The sequence below is a fragment of the Verrucosispora sp. FIM060022 genome (assembly GCF_003977705.1).
GTDB classification, from domain to species: domain Bacteria; phylum Actinomycetota; class Actinomycetes; order Mycobacteriales; family Micromonosporaceae; genus Micromonospora; species Micromonospora gifhornensis.
The window spans coordinates 196,518-215,944 of the sequence record NZ_RQIV01000004.1; the positions used below are offsets into that span (position 1 = coordinate 196,518).

Below are 19,427 nucleotides of genomic sequence, written 5' to 3' on the forward strand. Positions count from 1 at the left end.
ACCGGTGCCGGCGGGTCAGGCGGTGGGGGCGGTGCTGGCCAGGTTGGCGTACCGCTCCTCGGCGGCGCGGCGCATCGGGCCTTCCCGCCAGTCGCGGGGCAGCGCGGTGAGGGCGAGCCGCAGCGTGCGTACCGTCACGTCGGCCGAGAGCGCGGTGGTCGGCAGGCCCAGCCCGCCGTAGAGCCGCCGGGCCCAGGCGGGCAGCAGGGCCAGCGCGGTGCCGGCGATCCCCAGGTACGCCCACCGTGCCGGGCTCAGGTTGAGCCCGATCCGGGCGGGCAGACTGAGCTTCCACGGCAGCGGCGGAGCGGTCAGGAACAGCGCGGTCTCGGCGGCCTCCCGGGTCATCCGCAGCTCGGGTCGGACCTGCCGGTAGTACTCGGCAACCTCGGCGGCGGTGCCGGGCACCGTCTGCGGGTCCAGCCCCACCAGGGCGGCGACCCGACGCTGCTCGGTGTAGTAGGCGTCCACCTCGGCGGCGTCCAGCGGCACACCGGCACGGCGTCCGGTGTCGAGGAACGACTCCACCTCGGTGACGTGCACCCAGCGGAGCAGGTCCGGCTCGTCGATGCGGAACCGCTCACCGGTGGCCGGGTCGACCGCGGTCATCCGGGCGTGCAGCCGGCGCAGCCGCCGACCGGCCTCCTCCGCCTCAACGGTGGTGCCGTAGAGGGCGGTCCCGACGTAGTTGGCGGTGCGGATCAGGCGTCCCCAGGCGTCCTGGCGGTAGTTGCTGTTCTGCGCCACCCCGGCCATCGCCCGAGGGTGCAGCGCCTGAAGGTAGAGCGAACGCAGACCGGCGACGAACAGAATCGGCTCGGCGTGCAGCTTCCACGACACGGATCCAGGGCCGAACAGGCCGGCGTCGGCAGACTCCATCATCCAAGCCTGCCACGGCCCCCGGTCACCGCTTCAGCGCACGGTCAGTGATCAATGGCACGGCGGGTCTGGCAGGCCGGGCAGAGACCCCAGAAGGTGACCTCCGCCTCGTCGACCTGGAAGCCGTGGGCGGTCCCGGAGTCGAGGCAGGGGGCGTCGCCGACCGCACAGTCGATGTCGGCGATCTCGCCACAGCCACGGCACACCACGTGATGGTGGTTGTCGCCGACCCGGGCCTCGTACCGGGCCGGGCTGCCGGCCGGCTCGATCCGGCGGGACAGGCCGGCGCGGGAGAGCGCCCCCAGCACGTCGTAGATCGCCTGGGTGGAGACGGAGTCGAGGCGTTCCCGCACCTGGCGGGTGATCTCGTCCACTTCGAGGTGGCCACCGCCGGCCAGGACGTCGAGCACGGCGAGGCGGGGCCGGGTGACCCGCAGGCCCTTCGACCGGAGCAGCTCCTCGCCGGTTGGCATGCGTCAATGACAACACGCCGAACTCTTGGCGACAACCAGACGCGGGCCCCGGCGCCGGCGGTTTGATCAGCCCGACGGTTGAACCGTGCGGATCGGCCCGGCGTGTGAACCAGCAGGGCGATGGGCGGGCGATCCGGCGCGCCGTACGCTGACAGCCACGATCATCAAGCCGGAGGTGTCGATGTTCGAGAAGGCGCTGGGCCTACCCCTGCACGTGCTGGTGGTGCACGCGGTCGTGGTCTTCGTACCGCTGCTGGTGCTGCTCGCCCTCGCGTACGTCGCGCTGCCCCGGTTCCGGGCCCGCCTGGACTGGGCGGTGGCGGCCCTGGCGGTGGTGGCCCCGATCACCGCGTGGGTCAGCGTGCAGTCCGGCGAGGCGTTGCAGGAGCGGCAGATCGCGCGCGGCTTCTCCGGCGAGATCCTCGACAAGATCAACGAGCATGCCGAGTACGGCGACGTGCTGTTCTGGATCACCCTGGGACTGGCCGTGGCGGTCGTGCTGTTGCTGGTGGCGACCGGCCGTCACGACCGGCTGCCGAAGCTGCCCAACTGGGCTGCCCCGGTGCTGTCGGTGCTGGTGCTGGGGCTCGGGGTGGCCGCACTGGTCTACGTCTGGCTCACCGGGCACTCCGGTGCCGAGATGGTCTGGGGCAACACCTTCGAGTAGCAGTGCCCCGGTGCGGCATCCGGGTTCGCGTCAGAACAGCGCCCGGGTGCAGAGCAGGCAGACCAACGCCACGAGGACCACGCCGGCGACCGCGCCCACCCCCCAGGTCACCCGCTGGGCCCGCTGTTCCTGCGCGTCGAGGGCGATCATGTCCTGCGGCGGCAACTGTCGGGGCGGGTTGGCCTGCAGGTGCACCGGTGGCCGCCAGCCGGTCGGCGGCGCGACGGTCGGTGGCGGCCCGGAATAGCCGACCGGCCCGCCACCCGGCGTCGGTCGCGGCGGCGTCGGCTCGCCGGAGGCGGCCCCGTCGTCGGTCTCGGGTCGACGCCACGGCTCGTCAGAGGTCGGGCCGGGTCGGGAGGTCGTCACGCCGTCCGACGCTACCAACCGCACCGCCTGGAGACGGTCAGGCCGCCCCGCCGTGCCGGTGAGTGCAGCTCGATCAGCGCGCCGGTCACGGCGCAGGCTAACCTTGCGCCTCGTGATGACGCAGGAACCCCGCAGCCGGGGCGACGACGACCGGGTGGTCGACCTGGGCGACGACTTCACGGTGCTGCCCGAGCAGACCGCCGACGACACCGACCAGGGGTGGGGCGAGCGGACCGGCGACAACGACGACCGGTTGCTGGCCGAACGCCCGCCGCACTGGGACTGACGCGCCGGCGACCGGCCGACTCAGGAGGTGCTGGCGGCAGCCGGTGCCTTGCCACCGCCGGAGGAACCGCTCGACGAACCGCCTGTCGAACCGGACGACGAGCTGCTCGACGGGCTCGACGGCGTACTCGTGCCGGAGGAGGACGAGTCGGATCCGCTGGACTTGCTCGTGGTGCTGCTCGACGTGCTCTCCGAGCCGGACGAGCGGGAGTCGGTGCGGTAGAAGCCGGAGCCCTTGAAGACGATGCCGACGGAGTTGAACATCTTCCGCAGTCGCCCCTCGCACGCGGGGCACTCGGTCAGCGGCTCGTCAGAGAAGGACTGCACCGCCTCGAGCTGGTGACCGCACGCGGTGCAGGCGTACTGGTAGGTGGGCACGTTCTCCTCCGGATCTGATACGGCCGGGTTGGCACTCGACGTGTTCGAGTGCCAATGGTGCGTCATCGGGGCCCGATTCGTCCAGCGGACGTGTGGGTCACGACACCCGAGAGGGTGTCGAGCGGGAGCAGACCACTGGCCGGGGTGACGACCGCGCGTACCGGCCGGTCGTGGCGTTCGGCGGGGAGGGTGTCGAGCAGTTCCCCGTCGTACAACGGCGTCACCGTCAGGACGTTCGCCGGCACCCGGGCCAGCGCCCGGTCGTACGAGCCGCCACCCCGGCCCAGGCGTACGCCTCGGCGGTCCACCGCGAGGGCGGGTACGACGACCAGGTCGGCGGTGGCGATCGCGGTCAGCCCCAGCCGGGGCGTGGCCGGTTCCCGGATGCCCCGGCCGGCGGCCACGAGCGCCTGCGGCCCGGCCCAGGCGGCCCAGTCCAGATCCAGATCGTCGCGCAGGACCGGCAGCAGCAACTGCGCCGTGGGCGGCAGCGCGGCGGCGAGCACCGCCGGCAGTTGCGCTCCGCCGGGTTCGCTGCCGACCGGCACGTACGCGGCGACCCGGGCCGGCCGCAGTCGGCGTACCAGGGCAGCCAACTCGTCCTGGACGCGCGCCGCAGCTGCGTGGCGCTCGGTTTCGGTCAGGGCCCGACGGCGGGCGAGCAGCTCGACCCGCACCGCTCGCTTCGCGTCATGTGTCACTTCCGCGTCTTCCGCAAATTCCGGCACGCAACACTCCTCACGCAACGCTCGTCCTGTGGTTGCTCTGTGTCAGCATCGCAGGCAACGGTCGCGCAACTTCCGGGGGGAAGTGTTGACGCTACGCGGGCGGTTGACAGCAGCCTTCCTGGCCGTGGCGTTCGGCCCGATCCTGTTCGGGGCCGTCTTCGTCGCCTCGACCGTGACGGCGGTGGACCGTAGCCGCGCCACGGAACGGCTGGCGGTGGCCGCCGCTGCCGCGCGTACCTCGATCGACGCTCTCTGCCAGCAGTTACGGGCCGCTGCGGACGCTGTCGCCCTGACCGCCGACCACCGGGGTGCCGCCACCCAGGTGGTCGGGCGGGGACTCGCCGCAGCCGTGCAGGTCACCGACGTGACCGGACAGATCATCGTGGCCACCCCGAACGCTCCGCCGGCCCCCTGGCGGGACTGCGGCGACCATGCCCGGCCGACCGGGCCGGTCGCCGCGCTCGCGGTTCGGGTCGAGTTGCACGACATCGGCGGCGCGGTGCTGGGTACGGTCACCGCGGCGCAGCCGGTCGACCCGATGCTCGTCGCCCGACTGGCGGCGGTGACCGGGGTCGCGGTGACCCTGCTCGACGGTGCTGCCCCCACCCTCACAGTGGCCCACTCCACCGAGTCCGACGGCGGCGCGGAGGCCGTCCTGGCCGCCGCCTCTGCGCTGCACGAGGAAGGCGTGACCAGCACCCCCGACGGGCGCTACCTGCGGCGGGTCGGCCCCACCCCGGGGCAACCCCTCCCACTGGTGCTGTCGGTGCCCAGTGACCAGCCAGCCGGGCTCTACCCGGTGCTGATCGCCGTCGTGCTGCTGGCGGCCCTGCTGGGCGTGGCGGTGGCGTGGCGGTTGGCCCGGGTGACCACCCGGCCGCTTGTGGAACTGGCCGGCGCGGTGGACCGGGTCGCCGCCGGGGACCTGACCGCCCGGGTGCCGGTACGCAGCGGCGACGAGATCGGCCGGTTGGCCGAGGCGTTCAACCGGATGACCCGGGAGGCCGGCGGCTACCTGGCGGCGCTCGCCAGCAGCCGGGACCAGCTGAGAGGCCACCTCGCCGTGCTCGGCGACACCCTGGCCAGTACGCACGACCTGCAACGGATCCTGCGGGTGATCCTGCACAGCGCACTCGCGGCGACCGGAGCCCGGGCCGGCGCCGTCCTGCTCACCGAGCCGGGCGGGATGCTCGTCGCGCAGTGCACCGAGGGCCTCGACGAGCACTGGGCCGGCACCGGGACACCACAGGTGCCGCTGGGCGGCAGCGTGGTGGGTGCGGTCGCGGCCACCGGCCAGCCCTGCCGGGGACGGATGGAGGCCGCCGCCCCCGGCGAGCCGCGGTGCGGGACGTACATCGCGGTGCCGTTCGCCGCGCCGGAGGCCGGCAGAACCGCGGACAGCCGCGCCGGGGAGGAACCGGCGCACGCCGCGGCGTCGGCCCGGCCGTTGGGGGTGCTCGCTCTCTACGACCGACTCGGCGGGGAGGAGTTCGACGACGACGACCTGGCAACCCTGCAAACCTTCGCCGGGCATGTGGCGGTGGCGGTGGACAACGTACGCGTCCACGAGGAGGCGCAACGGCTGTCGCTCACCGACCCGCTGACCGGCCTGTGGAACTACCGCTACCTGCGTGAGTCGCTGCGTCGTGAGGTGGAGCGGGCCAACCGGTTCGGTCGGATGGTCAGTGTCCTCGTCCTCGACCTCGACCGGTTCAAGAAGATCAACGACACGTACGGGCATGCGGCCGGCGACACCGTGCTGGCCGAGTTCGCCCGCCGGGTTCGCGGCGAGATCCGCGAGGTGGACCTCGCCTTCCGCCAGGGTGGGGAGGAGTTCGTGGTGCTGCTGCCGGAGACCGACGCCCGAGGTGCCACGATCGTCGCCGAGCGGCTCGGCGCGGCGACCCGCAACACACCGGTCACCGTGTTGGGGCACGCGGGCGTGCAGGAGTCCATCGGGTTCACCGTCTCCATCGGCATCGCCGTCTATCCCGATCACGCCGAGACCGGACTGCGGGTGCTGGAAGCGGCGGACGAGGCGCTCTACGCCGCCAAGGCGGCCGGCCGGGACACCTGGCGGGTGGCGCAGGACACGAGTCGGATCACCGACCCGGGCGACGGGGGAACCGGTGTACGGGCCGCCCACGCGGCGCCTCCCACCCGGGAGATGTCGGTGTCGGCCGTGACGAGCAGCCCGATCGACGGCCTGCCCCGGGCTGGTCCTGTCGACGCCACCGGTGCCTTGGCCGAACGCGACGAGTCCGCCTGAGACGGTTGTGCCCCGCACCGGCTGAACCGGTCGGGTGGGCGGCGCGTCTTCCGGTCCTCACCCGCCGAGGTGCGGCCGTGGCCGATAGTCTCGCGACATGTCGGAGCACTCAGCGAACCCCTCAGCGGCCGCCACCGGTCGCCCCCGTGCCGTCAAGGCCGTGATCCCGGCTGCGGGCCTGGCGACCCGGTTCCTGCCGGCCACCAAGGCGGTTCCCAAGGAACTGTTGCCGGTCGTCGACCGTCCGGTGTTGCAGTACATCGTCGAGGAGGCCGCGCAGGCCGGCATAGGCGACATTCTGCTGATCACCGGCCGCGGCAAGACATCGATGGTCGACCACTTCGACCGCCGGCCCGACCTGGAGGAGCGGCTCGCGGAGAAACCTGACCTGCTGGCCGCCGTCAAGCGGACCGAAGAACTGGCGGCCATCTACACCTGCCGGCAGCCCGAGCAGCTGGGTCTCGGCCACGCCGTCGGGTACGCCGAGTCGCACGTCGGTGACGAGCCCTTCGCGGTGCTGCTCGGCGACGAGTTCGTCAAGCCCTCCGAGCCGCTGCTGCCGGCCATGCTGGAGCTTCAGGCCCGTACCGGCGGCGTGGTGCTGGCCTTCTTCGAGGTCGACCCGGCCGAGACCAAGCGGTACGGCATCGCCTCGGTCGAGCCGGCGGAGGCCGAGCTGACCGACATCGGCGAGGTCGTGAAGGTCACCGGCATGGTCGAGAAGCCGACGCCGGAAGAGGCGCCGAGCAACCTCGCCGTGCTGGGCCGCTACGTCCTGCCCGGCAAGATCTTCGATGCCATCCGTCGCACCCGGCCGGGCAGTGGCGGTGAGATCCAGCTGACCGACGCGATGGAACTGCTGCGGACCGAGGGCACCCCGGTGCACGCGATCGTCTACCGGGGCACCCGCTACGACACCGGCATGCCGCTGGGCTACCTCCAGACCGTGGTGCAGATCGCCGCCGAGCGCGAGGACCTGGGCAGCGAGTTCCGCAAGTGGCTTGCCGAATTCGTCAACTCCGACGCGTCGGGCGGTCGGGATACATGACCGCGACGGCCGACGCCGAGGCGGCCGAAAACGGGTTGACGCCGCTCGCCGACTACCTGGGCAGTGTGCTGCGCAGGTTACGCGCGCTGCCTCCACTCGACCTCGACCTCACCCAGGCGCACGGCAACGTCCTCGCCGAGGACGTCGTCGCGCCGCACTCGTTCCCGGCCTTCGACCAGGCGGCCGTGGACGGGTACGCCGCGCGCTGGGAGGACATCGCCGGCGGGGGCCGGGGCGCGATCTACGTCCCGGCCCAGTCGGGCGGGGCCGCCGGCCGCACCGTACGGCTCAATGTGGTCGGTGACCTGGGCGCGGCCAGTTGGCGTCCGGTGCGTCTCACCCCGGGCTCGTGCTTCTCGGTCGCCGCCGGTGCGCCGCTGCCGATCGCCGCCGACGTGGTGGTGCCGGTGGAGTGGACCGACCAGGGCATGGCGGCGGTGGAGATCTTCCGCGTCCCCAAGCGGGGATACGGGGTACGCCGCACCGGCGAGGAGGTGGCCGCCGGTGCGGTGCTGGCCCGCTCCGGCACGTACGTCTCGCCGGCGCTGGTGGCGGTGCTCGCCGCCACCGGCATCGGGCACGTGGTGGTCCGCCCCAGCCCGCGGGTGGTGATCGTGGCCACCGGCGACGAACTTGTCGACGTGGGCCGGGGCAGCCAGCCCGGTCAGGTGGTGGACGCCAACTCGCACGCGTTGACCGCCGCCGCGGCGGAGGCGGGCGCGCTGGCGTACCGGGTGGGCATCTGCGACGACGACCCGGAAGGGCTGCGCGGCCTGCTGGAGGACCAGACGCTGCGGGCCGACCTGATCATCACCACCGGCGGCACCGGCACCGGACCGGGTGACATGGTCCGTCGCATCCTGTCCCGCCGGGAGGGCAACCGGGCCGGCCCGGTCACCTTCACCGACGTGGCGCTCTACCCCGGAACCGCGCTCGGCTTCGGCACGGTCGGCGCGGAGGAGGTGCCGGTGGTCTGCCTGCCCGGCGACCCGGGTGCCGCGATGATCGGTTTCGAGGTGCTGGCCCGTCCGGCGATCAACCTGCTCGCCGGCGCCGAACCGGTCTTCCGGCCCAGCGTGCGGGCACACCTGCTGGAGACCGTCTCCTCACCCGCAGGTCTGCGCGAGTTCCGGCCCGCGCACGTCGCCGAGCGGCGAGGCGGGGGTTACACTGTCCAACCGCTCAATGGCGGCCCGTTCACCCTCTCCGGCCTGGCAGAGGCGAATGGACTTCTCGTACTTGGCGAGCGGGTGACCGCCGCCGCCGCCGGCTCCACGGTGGACGTGCTGCTGCTCGACCGCCGACGCTGACGCTGGAACGTGGAGGACAGGTGCGGTTCCGACAGGCACCCGGCTGGCCGGCGGTACTCACCGACGGTCCGGTGACCCTGCGGCCGTACCGGCGCTCCGACGCGATGGCCTGGTCGGAGGTGCGCTGCGCCAACCGTGAGTGGCTGGCCCCCTGGGAGTCGTCGCTGGGCGGTGACTGGGACCAGCTGAACTCGCCGGCCACCTTCCGGTGGGTGTACCGCGACCAGCGGCGATCGGCACGTACCGGTGAGGGCATGCCGTTCGCGGTCTGCCTCTACGCCGACGGCGAGGAGCGTCTGGTCGGGCACATCAACGTGGGCAACATCGTGCGCCGCGCGTTCTGCTCCGGCTACGTCGGCTACTGGGTGGACCGCCGGGTCGCCGGCCGGGGCGTGATCCCGACCGCGTTGGCCCTCGTCGTCGACCACGCCTTCGGCCCGGGTGGGCTGCACCGGGTGGAGGTCAACATCCGGCCGGAGAACCGGCCGTCGCGCCGGGTGGTGGAGAAGCTGGGCTTCCGCGAGGAGGCGTACCACCCGCGCTACATGCACATCGACGGCGCCTGGCGCGACCACATCGGATACGCGATGACCAGTGAGGAAGTCGCCGCCGAGGGTGGGCTGCTGGCCCGCTGGCACCGGCTACGTGCCCGTACGCCATGATCACGCCGTGAGGCGTCCCACGTGCAGGATCGGCGCGGCGCGGTGGTTCCGGCGACCCTGACCCGTAACCTCAAGTAACTGCAAGCTGCGGCAGGCGCTGCCCGCTCCGCATGTTTCACGTCGCCGACGCCGTTCGGTGAAAGATTCTGCGGCCGGTCGGCGGTTGCTTCGAATCTGGTGACGGGAGGGGTGAGGGTGCCGACCTCGGTGCTCCTCGCCGTCCTCGCCGCCGCCGGTCTGCTCGCCCTCGCTCCGGCGTTGGTTCGCCGGTACGACGCCGCCGAGCGGCTGGTGGCGGAGCGGGCGCAGTCGACGGCGCGGGTGCTCCAGCGCCGCCGACGACGCCGTACTGTCCCCGGACGCCGCCCCGTCAACGCGCCCCGCGCCCTCGTCGTCACGCTCAGCGAGGATGCCGCCTCGGGTGAACTCGCCCCTCCGGTCTCCGGCGTACCCGCCCAGCGCCGCCGCTCCGACGAGCCGGCGGATTCACCGTCCGGCCGCTCCGGTGGCCCTTCGTCCGGTCGGTCCGGTGGATCTCCTTCTGGCCGGTCCGGTGGAGCGCGTTCTGGCCGCTCCGGGGAGTCCGGCGGGGCGCTGTCGCGTCGGTCCGGGCGGCCGAGCCGGCTGCGGTCTGTGCCGCCCGCAGCAGGTCGGGGTCGTCGCCGTCCCGACCGCCGTCGCCCGCACACCCCGGCGATCTACCGTCGCCGTCGGGTGCTCGCCGCGTTGTTCCTGCTCAACGCCGTCGAGATGGTCGGCGTCGCGGTGGTCGGCCCCGGCTTCTGGATCAGCTTCGCGGTCACCGCCACCCTCCTGCTGGTGTACGTCGTACACCTGCGCGCCCGCGCGCTTGCCGACCAGCGTCGCCGCCGCGCCCGCGCCCGCGAAGCCGCCTGGCTCGCCGCCCGCCAAGCCGAGGTACGCCGCGAGCAGGCCCGCCGCGCCGCCGCCCGCCGCGAGGCCCAACGTCGCCTGGCCGCCCAGCGGGAAGCCGTCCGGCGCGCCGCCATGGGCCTCGACCGCCCCGCCGACCTACCACCCGCCGCCAACGGCGGCTCGGTCTCCTACCGCCGCACCGGCGGTCTCCGCGGCCGCCCCTACGAAGCCGGCCGAGGCTCCCACTCCGCCTGACCGCCTCGCCCCACGCGCGGCCCTCCACGCCCGGTCTCCCCGTGTCCGGTCTCCCCGTGTCCGGTCTCCTCGCGCCTGGTCGGCTCGCGCCTGGTCGGCTCGCGCCTGGTCGGCTCGCGTCCGGTCGGCCGGCGCGTCTGGCCCTCCGTGCGGACGGCCTCCCGCGCCTGGCCGTCGTATCCCGGCCCTCGCGGCTCGCGGCGGCGCGTGATCGACTTCATTTCGCCGATGTTGCGGTATATGACTGGGGCAGACACCGCAACATCGCCGAACTTGCGCGACCACCCTGAAGCGGAAGCGGCTGGGCGGGGCGGTTCGCGGTGGAGGTGGTCGACCTGTTAGCCTTGGCGCCGGCCCGCCCGGTGACAGCCGGGTGGGACCGACGCCGGTTTACCGGCGGAGGGGCTGTGGCGCAGACCGGTAGCGCACCTCGTTCGCATCGAGGGGGTCAGGGGTTCAAATCCCCTCAGCTCCACCCAGTTCAAAGGCCGTTTCCGCTCGTCGGAGACGGCCTTTTCGATCTTGTGCGGCAATGAGGCAGTAGCGCGGCCGGCTTGCTTCTGGTGCCGCTTCTGATCCTTCCGGCGAGGCCTCGAAAGAGGTGGCCAGCGCTGCGCTGCTGGTGGCTGTGTGGCGGCCGGGACGGTGGTCAGGGTTTGACTGTGCCGTGGCGGCATGGTGTGTCCTTGGCGCATGGGTCGAAGCACGTGGGCTTATCTGGGGTCGTACAGCCTGTCTCTGCTGGGGAACGGGGTCGCGTCGGTCCTGTTTCCGCTGCTGGTGCTTGCGCAGACGGGTGACATTCTCGCGGCCGGGATTCTTGCCTCGGTGACCGCCGCTGTCGCTGCGGTCGTCGGCGTGCTGGCCGGGGTGATCGTGGACCTGGTCAACCGGCGGACCGTGTCGATTGTCAGCGATGTGCTGTCGGCGGTGTCGGTCGCGGCATTGCCGGTCGTGGACGCCCTGTGGGGGTTGAACCTGACGTGGTTCATTGTGCTGGGCGTGCTCGGCTCGTTCGGTGACATGCCGGGGATGACGGCGCGGGAGACGTTGCTGCCCCGGCTCGTTGAACTCGACGGGGGTAAGCCGGGCGCGTTGGACCGGCTGGTCGGTGTGCGCGAGGCGTTGGCGGGTGCGCTGGTGCTGGTCGGGCCCGGTCTGGGCGGGTTGCTGGTGTGGCTGGTCGGGGTGAACTCCGCCACCTTGTTCATCACGGCTGGGATGAGCGTTGCCGCGGCGTTGCTGTCGTTCGCGATGTCGCCGAGGGCGGGAGAAGTCAACCGGCGGGACGGGGCTGCCGCGCGGGCGGGTGTGCGTACCGTGGTCGCTGATCTGGTGGCCGGGTGGCGGTTCCTGCTCGGGCATCGGCTGGTGCTGGGGGTGAGCATGCTGTCGGCGGTGCTCATCGCGGTGATCGTGGCGTTGCAGACCACGATCATGCCTGCCTACTTCACGGGCGAGAATCTGCCCGAGTTCAGCGGTTTCGCCGCGATGGGGATCGCGGCCGGCAGCCTGGTCAGCGCCGTCATCTACGCGGCGACAGTGGGCAAGGTGTCGCGTCGTACCTGGTTCGTGGTCGGGATGGTCGGCGTCGGCATCGGGTTCACCGTGATCGGTCTGCTGGCAGCGCCGTGGCTGGTGCTCGCCGCAGCCGTGTTCATCGGATTGACGAACGGTCCCATGTCGGCGGTGTTGGGCGTGGCGACCATCGAGGCGACCCCTGACCAGCTGCGCGGACGGGTGCTCGGCGTACAGAATGCGCTCATGCTCGCCGCCCCCGCGCTCACCGCGGCCCCCATCGCCGCGATCGCTTCGGGTCGCGGGCTGGAGATGGCCGGCATCGGGCTCGCGGTCGTCATCGTGCTGACCGTCATCGTCGCGCTCTGCGCCCCCGCCTTCCGGTCGTTGGACAGGCTGAATCCGGCAGCGGAAGCAGAGGGCTGATCGTGGCGTGGAGCACTCGGCAACTCGCGGACCTGGCAGGGGTCACCCTGCGGTCGATCCGCCACTGGCATGACATCGGGCTGCTTCCCGAACCGGAGCGCCTGACGAACGGTTACAAACAGTACGGCGCGCGGCATCTCATTCTCGCGCTGCGCATCAGCCGGCTCAGCGGTCTCGGGTTCGCTCTGGACGACGTGGCGCGCATGCTCAAATCGGAGGAGTACGGCCAGGAGTCGTTGCACGGGCTACGTGCGGAACTCGACACCACGATCGGCAGACTCGAACGCATCCGCGCCGAGATCGACGAGCTGATCCGCCTCGGTGTCTCGCCCGACCTGTCACCCGAAGCGCTGGTTGCCATGGAGACACTGGGACGCGACCCCGCATCACGTGACGTCGCGATCATCTTGTCCCACCTGATCCCGCGGGAGGACATGACCGCTCTCGTCGCGGTCCTCGAAGGCGTACCCGAGGAGTTGAGACGCATCAACACGGCGATCCTCGAACTGCCCGCCGAGGCGTCGGAGGACGAGATCGTCACCCTCGCCGGTCGCGCGGCCACCGCGCTCAAGACATTCATCGCCGCCAACTACGAGACGTTCCCGGACATCGGCAGCGGTCGGGCGAACGCCGATGTCGTCGGCGCGGTCGCGGCCGAGAACATGAACCAGGCCCAACGGCGCGTCATGCGTCTCATCCACGACCAGTTGCCCTCCGAGACTGGGGGCAGCACCCCAGGCGAAACCATGCAGCGGCAAGGCGATGAGCAGTGGCTACGCTCGCGTCGTGACGCACGAGAAGGAGATCACCGAGCCGGTTGACCTGTGTCTGGCCGACGGACGGCTCTGGCCCGACGCGGTGGGGTGGAGTCGTCGTCCCGTACACCGGGCGAACCTGCGTGGCTGGGGCCGCAACAAGCGGTGGGAGTACTGGGGGATCGTCACCCCGCAGCACATCGTCGGCCTGGTCGCCTCGTCGCTGGACTACGCCGGGGTGCACAGCCTCTACGTGCTCGACCGTACGACGAAGGTCGAGATCGACCGCGGCGCGGTGGTGCCGTTCGCGCGCGGCACCGCCTTCCCGCCGGTCAGCGGGGCGGGTGAGGTGCGGGCCCGTGGCGGCGGGATCTCGATCGACATCGACCAGTCGGCGACGGGGACCACGATCCGGGCCAGCGCCGCAGGCATCGAGGTCGATCTGGTGGTGCCGCTGCCGCCGGGGCACGAGTCGCTCGGCGTGGTGGTGCCCTGGAGCAGTCGCCGGTTCCAGTACACGGTCAAGGACGTCGGTCGCCCGGTGCACGGCACCCTGCGGGTCGACGGGGTGCCGCACGTGGTCGACGACGCCGACTCCTTCGCCGTACTGGATCATGGGCGCGGGCGGTGGCCGTACTCGATCCGCTGGAACTGGGCCGCCGGCAGCGGCCCGGGCCGGGCCATCCAACTCGGCGGCCGGTGGACCGACGGCACCGGCTCGACCGAGAACGGCCTCTTCGTCGACGGCCGCCTGCACAAGATCGGCGACGAGTTGCGCTGGGAGTACGACCGCGCCGACTGGCTGCGGCCGTGGCGGATCAACGGCGAGCGGGTGGACGTACGGTTCCACCCGTTCCACGAGAAGGTGGCCCGGACGAACCTCGGTGTGCTCGCCAACGAGACACACCAGTGTTTCGGGCACTTCACCGGCTGGGCGACGACCGATGATGGTGAGCGGGTCGACCTGGACGGTCTGGTCGGTTGGGCCGAGGAAGCGCGCAATCGCTGGTAGCGGGGATGTCGAGATCCGGTGGTTGGCTCCGTCCCCTGGGTGGAAGCGGCCAGAATGGGTCGCACAGGCATCGAGGAGAACCACCATGGCGAAGTATCTGCTGCTCAAGCACTACCGCGGTGCGCCGGCTGCGGTCAACGACGTGCCCATGGACCAGTGGACGCCGGAGGAGATCTCGGCGCACATGCAGTACATGAGCGACTTCGCGGCCCGGCTGGAGGCGACGGGCGAGTTCGTTGACGGCCAGGCGCTCGCCCCGGAGGGGACCTTCGTACGGTACGACGGGGAGGGTCGTCCACCGGTCACGGACGGTCCGTTCGCCGAGACCAAGGATCTCATCGCCGGGTGGATGATCATCGACGTCGACAGCTACCAGCGGGCCATCGAGTTGGCCGGGGAGTTGTCGGCCGCGCCGGGGGCGGGCGGCAAGCCGATCCACGAGTGGCTGGAGGTGCGCCCATTCCTGGCCGCGCCGCCCACCATCACGCAGTGACCTGATGGACGAGGCACTGCTCCGGAGCCTCATCCCGGGCGTGCTCGGGGCCCTCGTCCGCCGCGGAGCCGACTTCGCGGCGGCCGAGGACGCCGTCCAGGACGCGCTGGTCGAGGCGATCCGGACGTGGCCCACCGAGCCGCCACGGGATCCGCAACGCTGGCTGATCACCGTGGCCTGGCGTCGGTTTCTCGACGTGGCCCGGGCGGACGCCGCACGCCGCCGGCGGGAGGACCTCCTCGACGAGGAACCGGCACCCGGGCCCGCACCCTCGGTGGACGACACGCTGGCGCTGTACTTCCTCTGCGCCCATCCGTCGCTGACGCCGTCGTCGGCCGTCGCGCTCACGCTGCGCGCGGTCGGCGGGCTGACCACCCGCCAGATCGCCCAGGCGTATTTGGTGCCCGAGGCGACCATGGCGCAGCGCATCAGCCGGGCCAAGCGCACCGTCTCGGTGGTGCGGTTCGACCAGCCGGGCGACGTCGCCACCGTGCTGCGGGTGCTGTACCTGGTCTTCAACGAGGGCTACTCGGGTGACGTCGACCTGGCCGCCGAGGCGATCCGGCTGACCCGGCAACTCGCAGCGGTGATCGACCATCCCGAGGTGGCGGGGCTGCTCGCCCTCATGCTGCTGCACCATGCCCGCCGTGCGAGCCGGACCGGGCCGGACGGCAGCCTGGTGCCGCTCGCCGAGCAGGACCGGGGTCGCTGGGACACCACCGCGATCGCCGAGGGCATCGCGATCCTCCAGGCGGCGCTCGCGCGGGACCGACTGGGCGAGTTCCAGGCCCAGGCCGCCATCGCGGCACTGCACGCCGACGCCCGCGCCGCCGAGGAGACCGACTGGGTGCAGATCGTCGAGTGGTACGACGAACTCGCGCACCTGACCGACAGCCCGGTCGTACGACTCAACCGGGCGGTCGCCGTCGGGGAGGCCGACGGTCCGCGTGCCGGTCTGGCGGCGCTCGCGGTGCTGGACGAGTCGCTGCCCCGGCACACGGCGGTCGCGGCGTACCTGCACGAACGCGACGGCAACCCGGTGACGGCGGCGCGCCTGTACGCCGAGGCCGCCCGCAAGGCCCCCAACCTCGCCGAACGGGATCACCTGACCCGCCAGGCGGCACGCCTCAACACCAGCCTGTCCCGCTGATGCACCGGCTGATCGCGGGGTCAGTCAACCAGCGACCCGGTCGACTCGCGTCCTGAGTCGACTGTCAGGATTGCAGCCATGACGGTTCGATCTGGGCACAGGGTTGCACTTGTCACGGGCGGAAGCCGGGGCATCGGCGCCGCCGTCGCGCGCCGGCTGGCCGAGGACGGCATCCACGTCGCGTTCACCTACCGCGCCGCCGAGGCGAGCGCGAAGGCCGTGGTCGCCGACATCGAGGCGTACGGTCGGCGAGGTTTGTCGATAAGCGCGGACAGTGCCGACCCGGCGGCGATCGTGGGTGCGGTCGAGCGGACCGTCGCCGAGTTCGGGCGGCTGGACATCCTGGTCAACAACGCCGGGGTGTTCGCCGGCGGGCCGATCGAGTCGGTCAGCTTCGAAGACCTCGACCGGGCGGTCGCGGTGAACGTGCGCGGGGTGTACCTGGCCACCCAGGCGGCGGTCCGCCACATGGGCGCCGGTGGGCGGATCGTCAACATCGGCAGCAGCTTCTCCAGCCGGGTGGCGGCGCCCGGGGTGAGCGCGTACGCGATGACCAAGAGCGCGGTCAACGGGCTGACCCGGGCGTTGGCCCGGGAACTCGGCCCGCGTGGCATCACCGTCAACCTGATCCTGCCCGGTTCCACCGACACCGACATGAATCCGGCGGACAGCGCCGCTGCCGACGCCCAGCGCGCCCAGATCGCCCTTGGCCGGTACGCCTCCCCGGCCGACGTGGCGGCCACGGTCAGCCACCTCGTCGGCGACGGCGGGCGGCACATCAGCGGCGCGTCGATCGCCGTCGACGGCGGTGCCACGGCCTGACGGGGTGGGCTACTGAAGCCCGCCCCGCACGGAGGTGACACGCTGGGTGTTGAAGCCGAGCCAGTGCATCCGGCCCACGTAGCGGGCATGCTCGACCTTGAGACACCGATCCAGGATGACCGTGAGGCCGCCCTCCTCGGCGATCCGGGCGCCCTCCTCGTTGATCACGCCGAACTGGGTCCACAGCGTCTTGGCCTTGATCGCGACCGCCTCGCGGGCGATCTGCGGCAGGGCGCTCGGTGCCCGGAAGACGTTCACGATGTCCACCGGCACCGGTACGTCGGCCAGGCTCGGGTAGCTGCGCTCGCCGAGGATCTCGGTCTCCCGGGGATTGACCGGGATCATCCGATAGCCGTGTCGCTTCAGGTAGTAGCCGACGAAGTTGCTGGCCCGCAGTTGGTTGGCGGACAGGCCGACGACCGCGATCGTCCGCGTGGTGTGCAGGGCGCGCTGAATGGTTGACACGTCCTGGTATCGCCCGACTTCGAACATGCGCTCGTCACCTCTCTCCGGCCGCGGCGACGTGCTCGAAGGCCTGTTCGAGGTCCCAGATCAGATCCTCGACGGATTCGGTGCCGACCGACAGGCGTACGGTCCCCGGCCCGACTCCGGCCGCCCGCAACTCGTCGTCGCTCAACTGCCGGTGGGTGGTGCTCGCCGGGTGGATGATCAGGCTCTTGGCATCGCCGACGTTGGCGAGGTGGGACCAGAGCGTCACGCCCCGGATCAGGTTCTGCCCACCGTCGCGCCCACCGGCACAGTCGAACGAGAACACCGCCCCCGGGCCACGTGGTAGGTACTTGGCCACCAGTGGCTGGTATCTGCTGCCGGGCAGACCCGGATAGGTGACGTTGGAGGCCAGCGGGTGCGATTCGAGGAAGGCCGCCACGCGCCGAGCGTTGGCGACGTGCCGTTCCATCCGCAGCGACAGCGTCTCCAGACCCTGAAGGAACAGGAACGCGTTGAACGGTGCGAGTGCGCCGCCGAGATCACGCAGCGTCTCGGCGCGCAGCTTCATCAGATAGCCGTACGTGCCGAACGTCTCGTGGAACTGGAGGCCGTGGTAGGCCGGTGACGGGTCGGCGATGACCGGGAACCGGCCGTTCGACCAGTTGAAGGTGCCCGCTTCCACGACCACGCCACCGATGCTGGTGCCGTGTCCGCCGATGAACTTGGTCGCCGAGTGGACCACGATGTCGGCGCCCCACTCGATGGGTCGGCAGAGGTACGGCGTGGCGAAGGTGTTGTCCACGACCAGCGGCAGTTCGTGTTCGTGGGCGATGCCCGCCACCGTCTCGATGTCCAGCACGTTCCCGCCGGGGTTGCCGATCGTCTCGCCGAAGAACGCCTTCGTGTTCGGGCGTAGCGCCTTGCGCCAGGCCTCCGGGTCGTCGGGATCGACCCAGCTCAGCTCCACGTTCATCTTGCGCAGCAGGTGCTTGAGCTGGTTGACCGTGCCGCCGTACAGGGCTGCGGAGGCGACGACGTGGTCGCCCGGCTCCAGCAGGGTGAACAACGCCGCCGCCTGGGCGGCGATCCCGCTGGAGAAGGCCACCCCACCAGCACCGCCTTCGAGGTTGGCGATCCGCTCCTCGAACACCGCGACGGTCGGATTCATGATCCGTGAGTAGGTGTTGCCGTACTCCTGGAGGTTGAAGTAGGCGGCGGCCGACTCCGGGTCCTCGAAGACGTAGCTGGTGGTCTGGAAGATCGGCACCGCCCGTGCGCCCGTGTTCGGGTCCGGGCGTTGCCCGGCGTGCAGTTGCCGGGTCTCGAACCCGAACTCGTGGGCTTCCTCGATGCGGTTCGGCTGTTCTGTCACGGATTCCTCGTTGCTCTCCGACGCTCGCCGGCGCACTGCTCGGCCAGGAAGCGACGGACGATGGGGGTCTGCTGGGCTTCCTCGAGCAGGAAGCTGTCATGGCCGTAGGGTGCTTCGATCAGGTGGAACTCGACCGGCTTACCGAGGGAGTGCAGGGCTTCCTCGATCTCGGCGGAGGCGGCCGGTGGGTAGAGCCAGTCGGAGCTGAAGGCGATCAGCAGCGTCCGGGCCGACACACCGGCCAGCGCCCGCCGAAGGGACCCCGCGCCGTGTTCCCGAGCGAGGTCGAAGTAGGTCAACGCGCGGGACAGGTAGAGGTAGGTGTTGGCGTCGAAGCGCCGGACGAACGACGCCGCCTGGTGTTGCAGGTAGCTCTCGACCTCGAATTCCGGGTCCCGGAAGGTGTAGCGGATGTCGTCGGCGAACTGCAACCGCCGGCCGAACCGGTCGGTCAGCGCGGGCGCGGACAGGTAGGTGATGTGCCCGAGCATCCGGGCCACGCCCATGCCGGCCTCGGGTGCCCGGCCGGTGCCGTAGTAGTGGCCGTCCTGCCAGGCGGGGTCACGCATGATCGATTCCCGGGCGATCGCGTTCCAGGCGACGCCCTGCGGGTGCAGGGCGTGCGTGGAGGCGATCACCACGATGGCGTCGACCTGGTCGGGGTAGCGGACGGCCCATTCCAGCGCCTGCATGCCGCCGAGCGATCCGCCGGCCACGGCCGCGAGCCGTTCGATGCCGAGCACGTCGAGGAAAGCCCGCTGGCAGCGCACCATGTCGGCCACGGTGAGGACCGGAAAATCCGAGCCGTACGGGCGGCCGGTGGCCGGGTCGGTCGAGGAGGGGCCGGTCGTGCCGCGGCAGCCGCCGATCAAATTCGTGGCGACGACGAAGTAGCGGTCGGTGTCGAAGGCCTTGCCGGGGCCGATCATGCCGTCCCACCAGCCGAGGCCTTTGTCGGCCGGGCGGTCACGGCCCTCGGCCCCGAACCCGTCGCGCGTGCTGGCCGCCGGTGGGGTCTTGGCGAAGCCGGCCGCGTGCGCGTCGCCGCTGAGCGCGTGGCAGACGAGGATGACGTTGTCGCGCTGCGGCGAGAGGGTGCCGTACGTCTCGTAGGCCACCCGGACCGGGTACAGCTCACGTCCACAATCGAGGGGTAGTGGGGCCGGCAGGTCCAGGTGCTGCGTCTCGACGCTGCCGACCGAGCCGGCCGACAGGGTCGCTGCAGCCATG

The 19,427-nt window shown here is 71.5% G+C and carries 20 protein-coding genes, 1 tRNA gene and 2 pseudogenes; 15 read left to right on the forward strand and 8 right to left on the reverse strand.

What is annotated here, in order from left to right:
• Positions 1–15: 15 nt before the first annotated feature.
• Positions 16–879: an oxygenase MpaB family protein gene (locus EG812_RS14240; protein ID WP_126711806.1), complete on the reverse strand. Its 864-nt coding sequence runs from the start codon at positions 877–879 to the stop codon at positions 16–18.
• 44 nt (positions 880–923) lie between these two features.
• Entirely contained in the window at positions 924–1,352 is a 429-nt protein-coding gene (locus tag EG812_RS14245; protein ID WP_013731437.1) for a Fur family transcriptional regulator, read from the reverse strand.
• Between the two features lie 181 nt (positions 1,353–1,533).
• On the opposite strand from EG812_RS14245, the gene EG812_RS14250 reads away from it, so the two are divergent.
• The gene (locus tag EG812_RS14250) at positions 1,534–2,019 is read left to right on the forward strand and encodes a DUF2231 domain-containing protein (protein WP_013731438.1); all 486 of its coding nucleotides are present in this window, start codon (positions 1,534–1,536) and stop codon (positions 2,017–2,019) included.
• 30 nt (positions 2,020–2,049) lie between these two features.
• On the opposite strand, the gene EG812_RS14255 is transcribed toward EG812_RS14250, so the two are convergent.
• Positions 2,050–2,388 carry a hypothetical protein gene (locus EG812_RS14255; protein WP_126711807.1) on the reverse strand — a complete coding sequence of 113 codons (339 nt, stop codon included), beginning with the start codon at positions 2,386–2,388 and terminating at the stop codon, positions 2,050–2,052.
• A gap of 112 nt (positions 2,389–2,500) precedes the next feature.
• On the opposite strand from EG812_RS14255, the gene EG812_RS29305 reads away from it, so the two are divergent.
• The gene (locus tag EG812_RS29305; protein ID WP_169804606.1) at positions 2,501–2,674 is read left to right on the forward strand and encodes a hypothetical protein; all 174 of its coding nucleotides are present in this window, start codon (positions 2,501–2,503) and stop codon (positions 2,672–2,674) included.
• Positions 2,675–2,701: 27 nt separating this feature from the next.
• The gene (locus EG812_RS29600; RefSeq protein ID WP_050814533.1) at positions 2,702–2,896 is read left to right on the forward strand and encodes a hypothetical protein; all 195 of its coding nucleotides are present in this window, start codon (positions 2,702–2,704) and stop codon (positions 2,894–2,896) included.
• Positions 2,897–2,958: 62 nt separating this feature from the next.
• Here EG812_RS29600 and EG812_RS29605 read toward each other — a convergent pair.
• Together EG812_RS29605 and EG812_RS14265 are read right to left on the reverse strand one after the other, a co-directional pair.
• Positions 2,959–3,117, reverse strand: a pseudogene (locus EG812_RS29605) (FmdB family zinc ribbon protein); the annotation flags it as partial.
• The gene (locus EG812_RS14265; RefSeq protein ID WP_502697193.1) at positions 3,114–3,752 is read right to left on the reverse strand and encodes a 5-formyltetrahydrofolate cyclo-ligase; all 639 of its coding nucleotides are present in this window, start codon (positions 3,750–3,752) and stop codon (positions 3,114–3,116) included. The gene EG812_RS14265 and the pseudogene EG812_RS29605, both read right to left, overlap by 4 nt.
• Positions 3,753–3,864: 112 nt before the next feature.
• Between EG812_RS14265 and EG812_RS14270 the strand changes: the two are divergent.
• From EG812_RS14270 to EG812_RS14325, 12 genes and pseudogenes are all read left to right on the forward strand, one after another.
• Positions 3,865–6,136, forward strand: a pseudogene (locus EG812_RS14270) (GGDEF domain-containing protein).
• A 9-nt stretch (positions 6,137–6,145) separates the two neighbouring features.
• Positions 6,146–7,096 (forward strand): UTP--glucose-1-phosphate uridylyltransferase, encoded by a 951-nt coding sequence (locus EG812_RS14275; protein ID WP_126711810.1) that lies wholly within the window; start codon positions 6,146–6,148, stop codon positions 7,094–7,096.
• Entirely contained in the window at positions 7,093–8,406 is a 1,314-nt protein-coding gene (locus tag EG812_RS14280; protein ID WP_013731445.1) for a molybdopterin molybdotransferase MoeA, read from the forward strand. The genes EG812_RS14275 and EG812_RS14280 overlap by 4 nt, the downstream gene beginning before the upstream one ends.
• Positions 8,407–8,426: 20 nt before the next feature.
• Positions 8,427–9,068, forward strand: a complete 642-nt coding sequence (locus EG812_RS14285; protein ID WP_013731446.1) for a GNAT family N-acetyltransferase — start codon at positions 8,427–8,429, stop codon at positions 9,066–9,068.
• A gap of 189 nt (positions 9,069–9,257) precedes the next feature.
• Positions 9,258–10,199, forward strand: coding sequence for a SepX/GlpR family protein (locus EG812_RS14290; RefSeq protein WP_193386289.1), 942 nt, complete (start codon positions 9,258–9,260; stop codon positions 10,197–10,199).
• Positions 10,200–10,600: 401 nt separating this feature from the next.
• Positions 10,601–10,674: transfer RNA gene (locus EG812_RS14295), tRNA-Ala, on the forward strand.
• Between the two features lie 218 nt (positions 10,675–10,892).
• Positions 10,893–12,143 (forward strand): MFS transporter, encoded by a 1,251-nt coding sequence (locus EG812_RS14300; protein ID WP_013731448.1) that lies wholly within the window; start codon positions 10,893–10,895, stop codon positions 12,141–12,143.
• Between the two features lie 2 nt (positions 12,144–12,145).
• Complete coding sequence (locus EG812_RS14305) at positions 12,146–12,964, forward strand: MerR family transcriptional regulator (protein WP_158632509.1); 819 nt, start codon at positions 12,146–12,148, stop codon at positions 12,962–12,964.
• Complete coding sequence (locus tag EG812_RS14310; RefSeq protein ID WP_013731450.1) at positions 12,930–13,910, forward strand: DUF2804 domain-containing protein; 981 nt, start codon at positions 12,930–12,932, stop codon at positions 13,908–13,910. The genes EG812_RS14305 and EG812_RS14310 overlap by 35 nt, the downstream gene beginning before the upstream one ends.
• 85 nt (positions 13,911–13,995) lie before the next feature.
• Positions 13,996–14,403 carry a YciI family protein gene (locus EG812_RS14315; protein WP_013731451.1) on the forward strand — a complete coding sequence of 136 codons (408 nt, stop codon included), beginning with the start codon at positions 13,996–13,998 and terminating at the stop codon, positions 14,401–14,403.
• A gap of 4 nt (positions 14,404–14,407) precedes the next feature.
• Entirely contained in the window at positions 14,408–15,553 is a 1,146-nt protein-coding gene (locus EG812_RS14320; RefSeq protein WP_126711812.1) for an RNA polymerase sigma factor, read from the forward strand.
• 78 nt (positions 15,554–15,631) lie between these two features.
• Positions 15,632–16,375, forward strand: a complete 744-nt coding sequence (locus tag EG812_RS14325) for an SDR family NAD(P)-dependent oxidoreductase (RefSeq protein WP_126711813.1) — start codon at positions 15,632–15,634, stop codon at positions 16,373–16,375.
• Positions 16,376–16,384: 9 nt separating this feature from the next.
• Here the strand turns inward: EG812_RS14325 and EG812_RS14330 are convergent, their stop codons facing one another.
• Genes EG812_RS14330 through metX form a run of 3 tightly spaced genes read right to left on the reverse strand, consistent with a single transcriptional unit; the run spans position 16,385 to position 19,426 of the window.
• The gene (locus tag EG812_RS14330; protein WP_126711814.1) at positions 16,385–16,867 is read right to left on the reverse strand and encodes a CoA-binding protein; all 483 of its coding nucleotides are present in this window, start codon (positions 16,865–16,867) and stop codon (positions 16,385–16,387) included.
• Between the two features lie 7 nt (positions 16,868–16,874).
• On the reverse strand, positions 16,875–18,197 hold the full coding sequence (locus EG812_RS14335) for an O-acetylhomoserine aminocarboxypropyltransferase/cysteine synthase family protein (RefSeq protein WP_126711815.1): 1,323 nt from the start codon (positions 18,195–18,197) through the stop codon (positions 16,875–16,877).
• Positions 18,194–19,426 carry a homoserine O-acetyltransferase MetX gene (gene metX, locus EG812_RS14340; protein ID WP_126711816.1) on the reverse strand — a complete coding sequence of 411 codons (1,233 nt, stop codon included), beginning with the start codon at positions 19,424–19,426 and terminating at the stop codon, positions 18,194–18,196. Before metX ends, EG812_RS14335 begins: the two co-directional genes overlap by 4 nt.
• Position 19,427 lies beyond the last annotated feature (1 nt).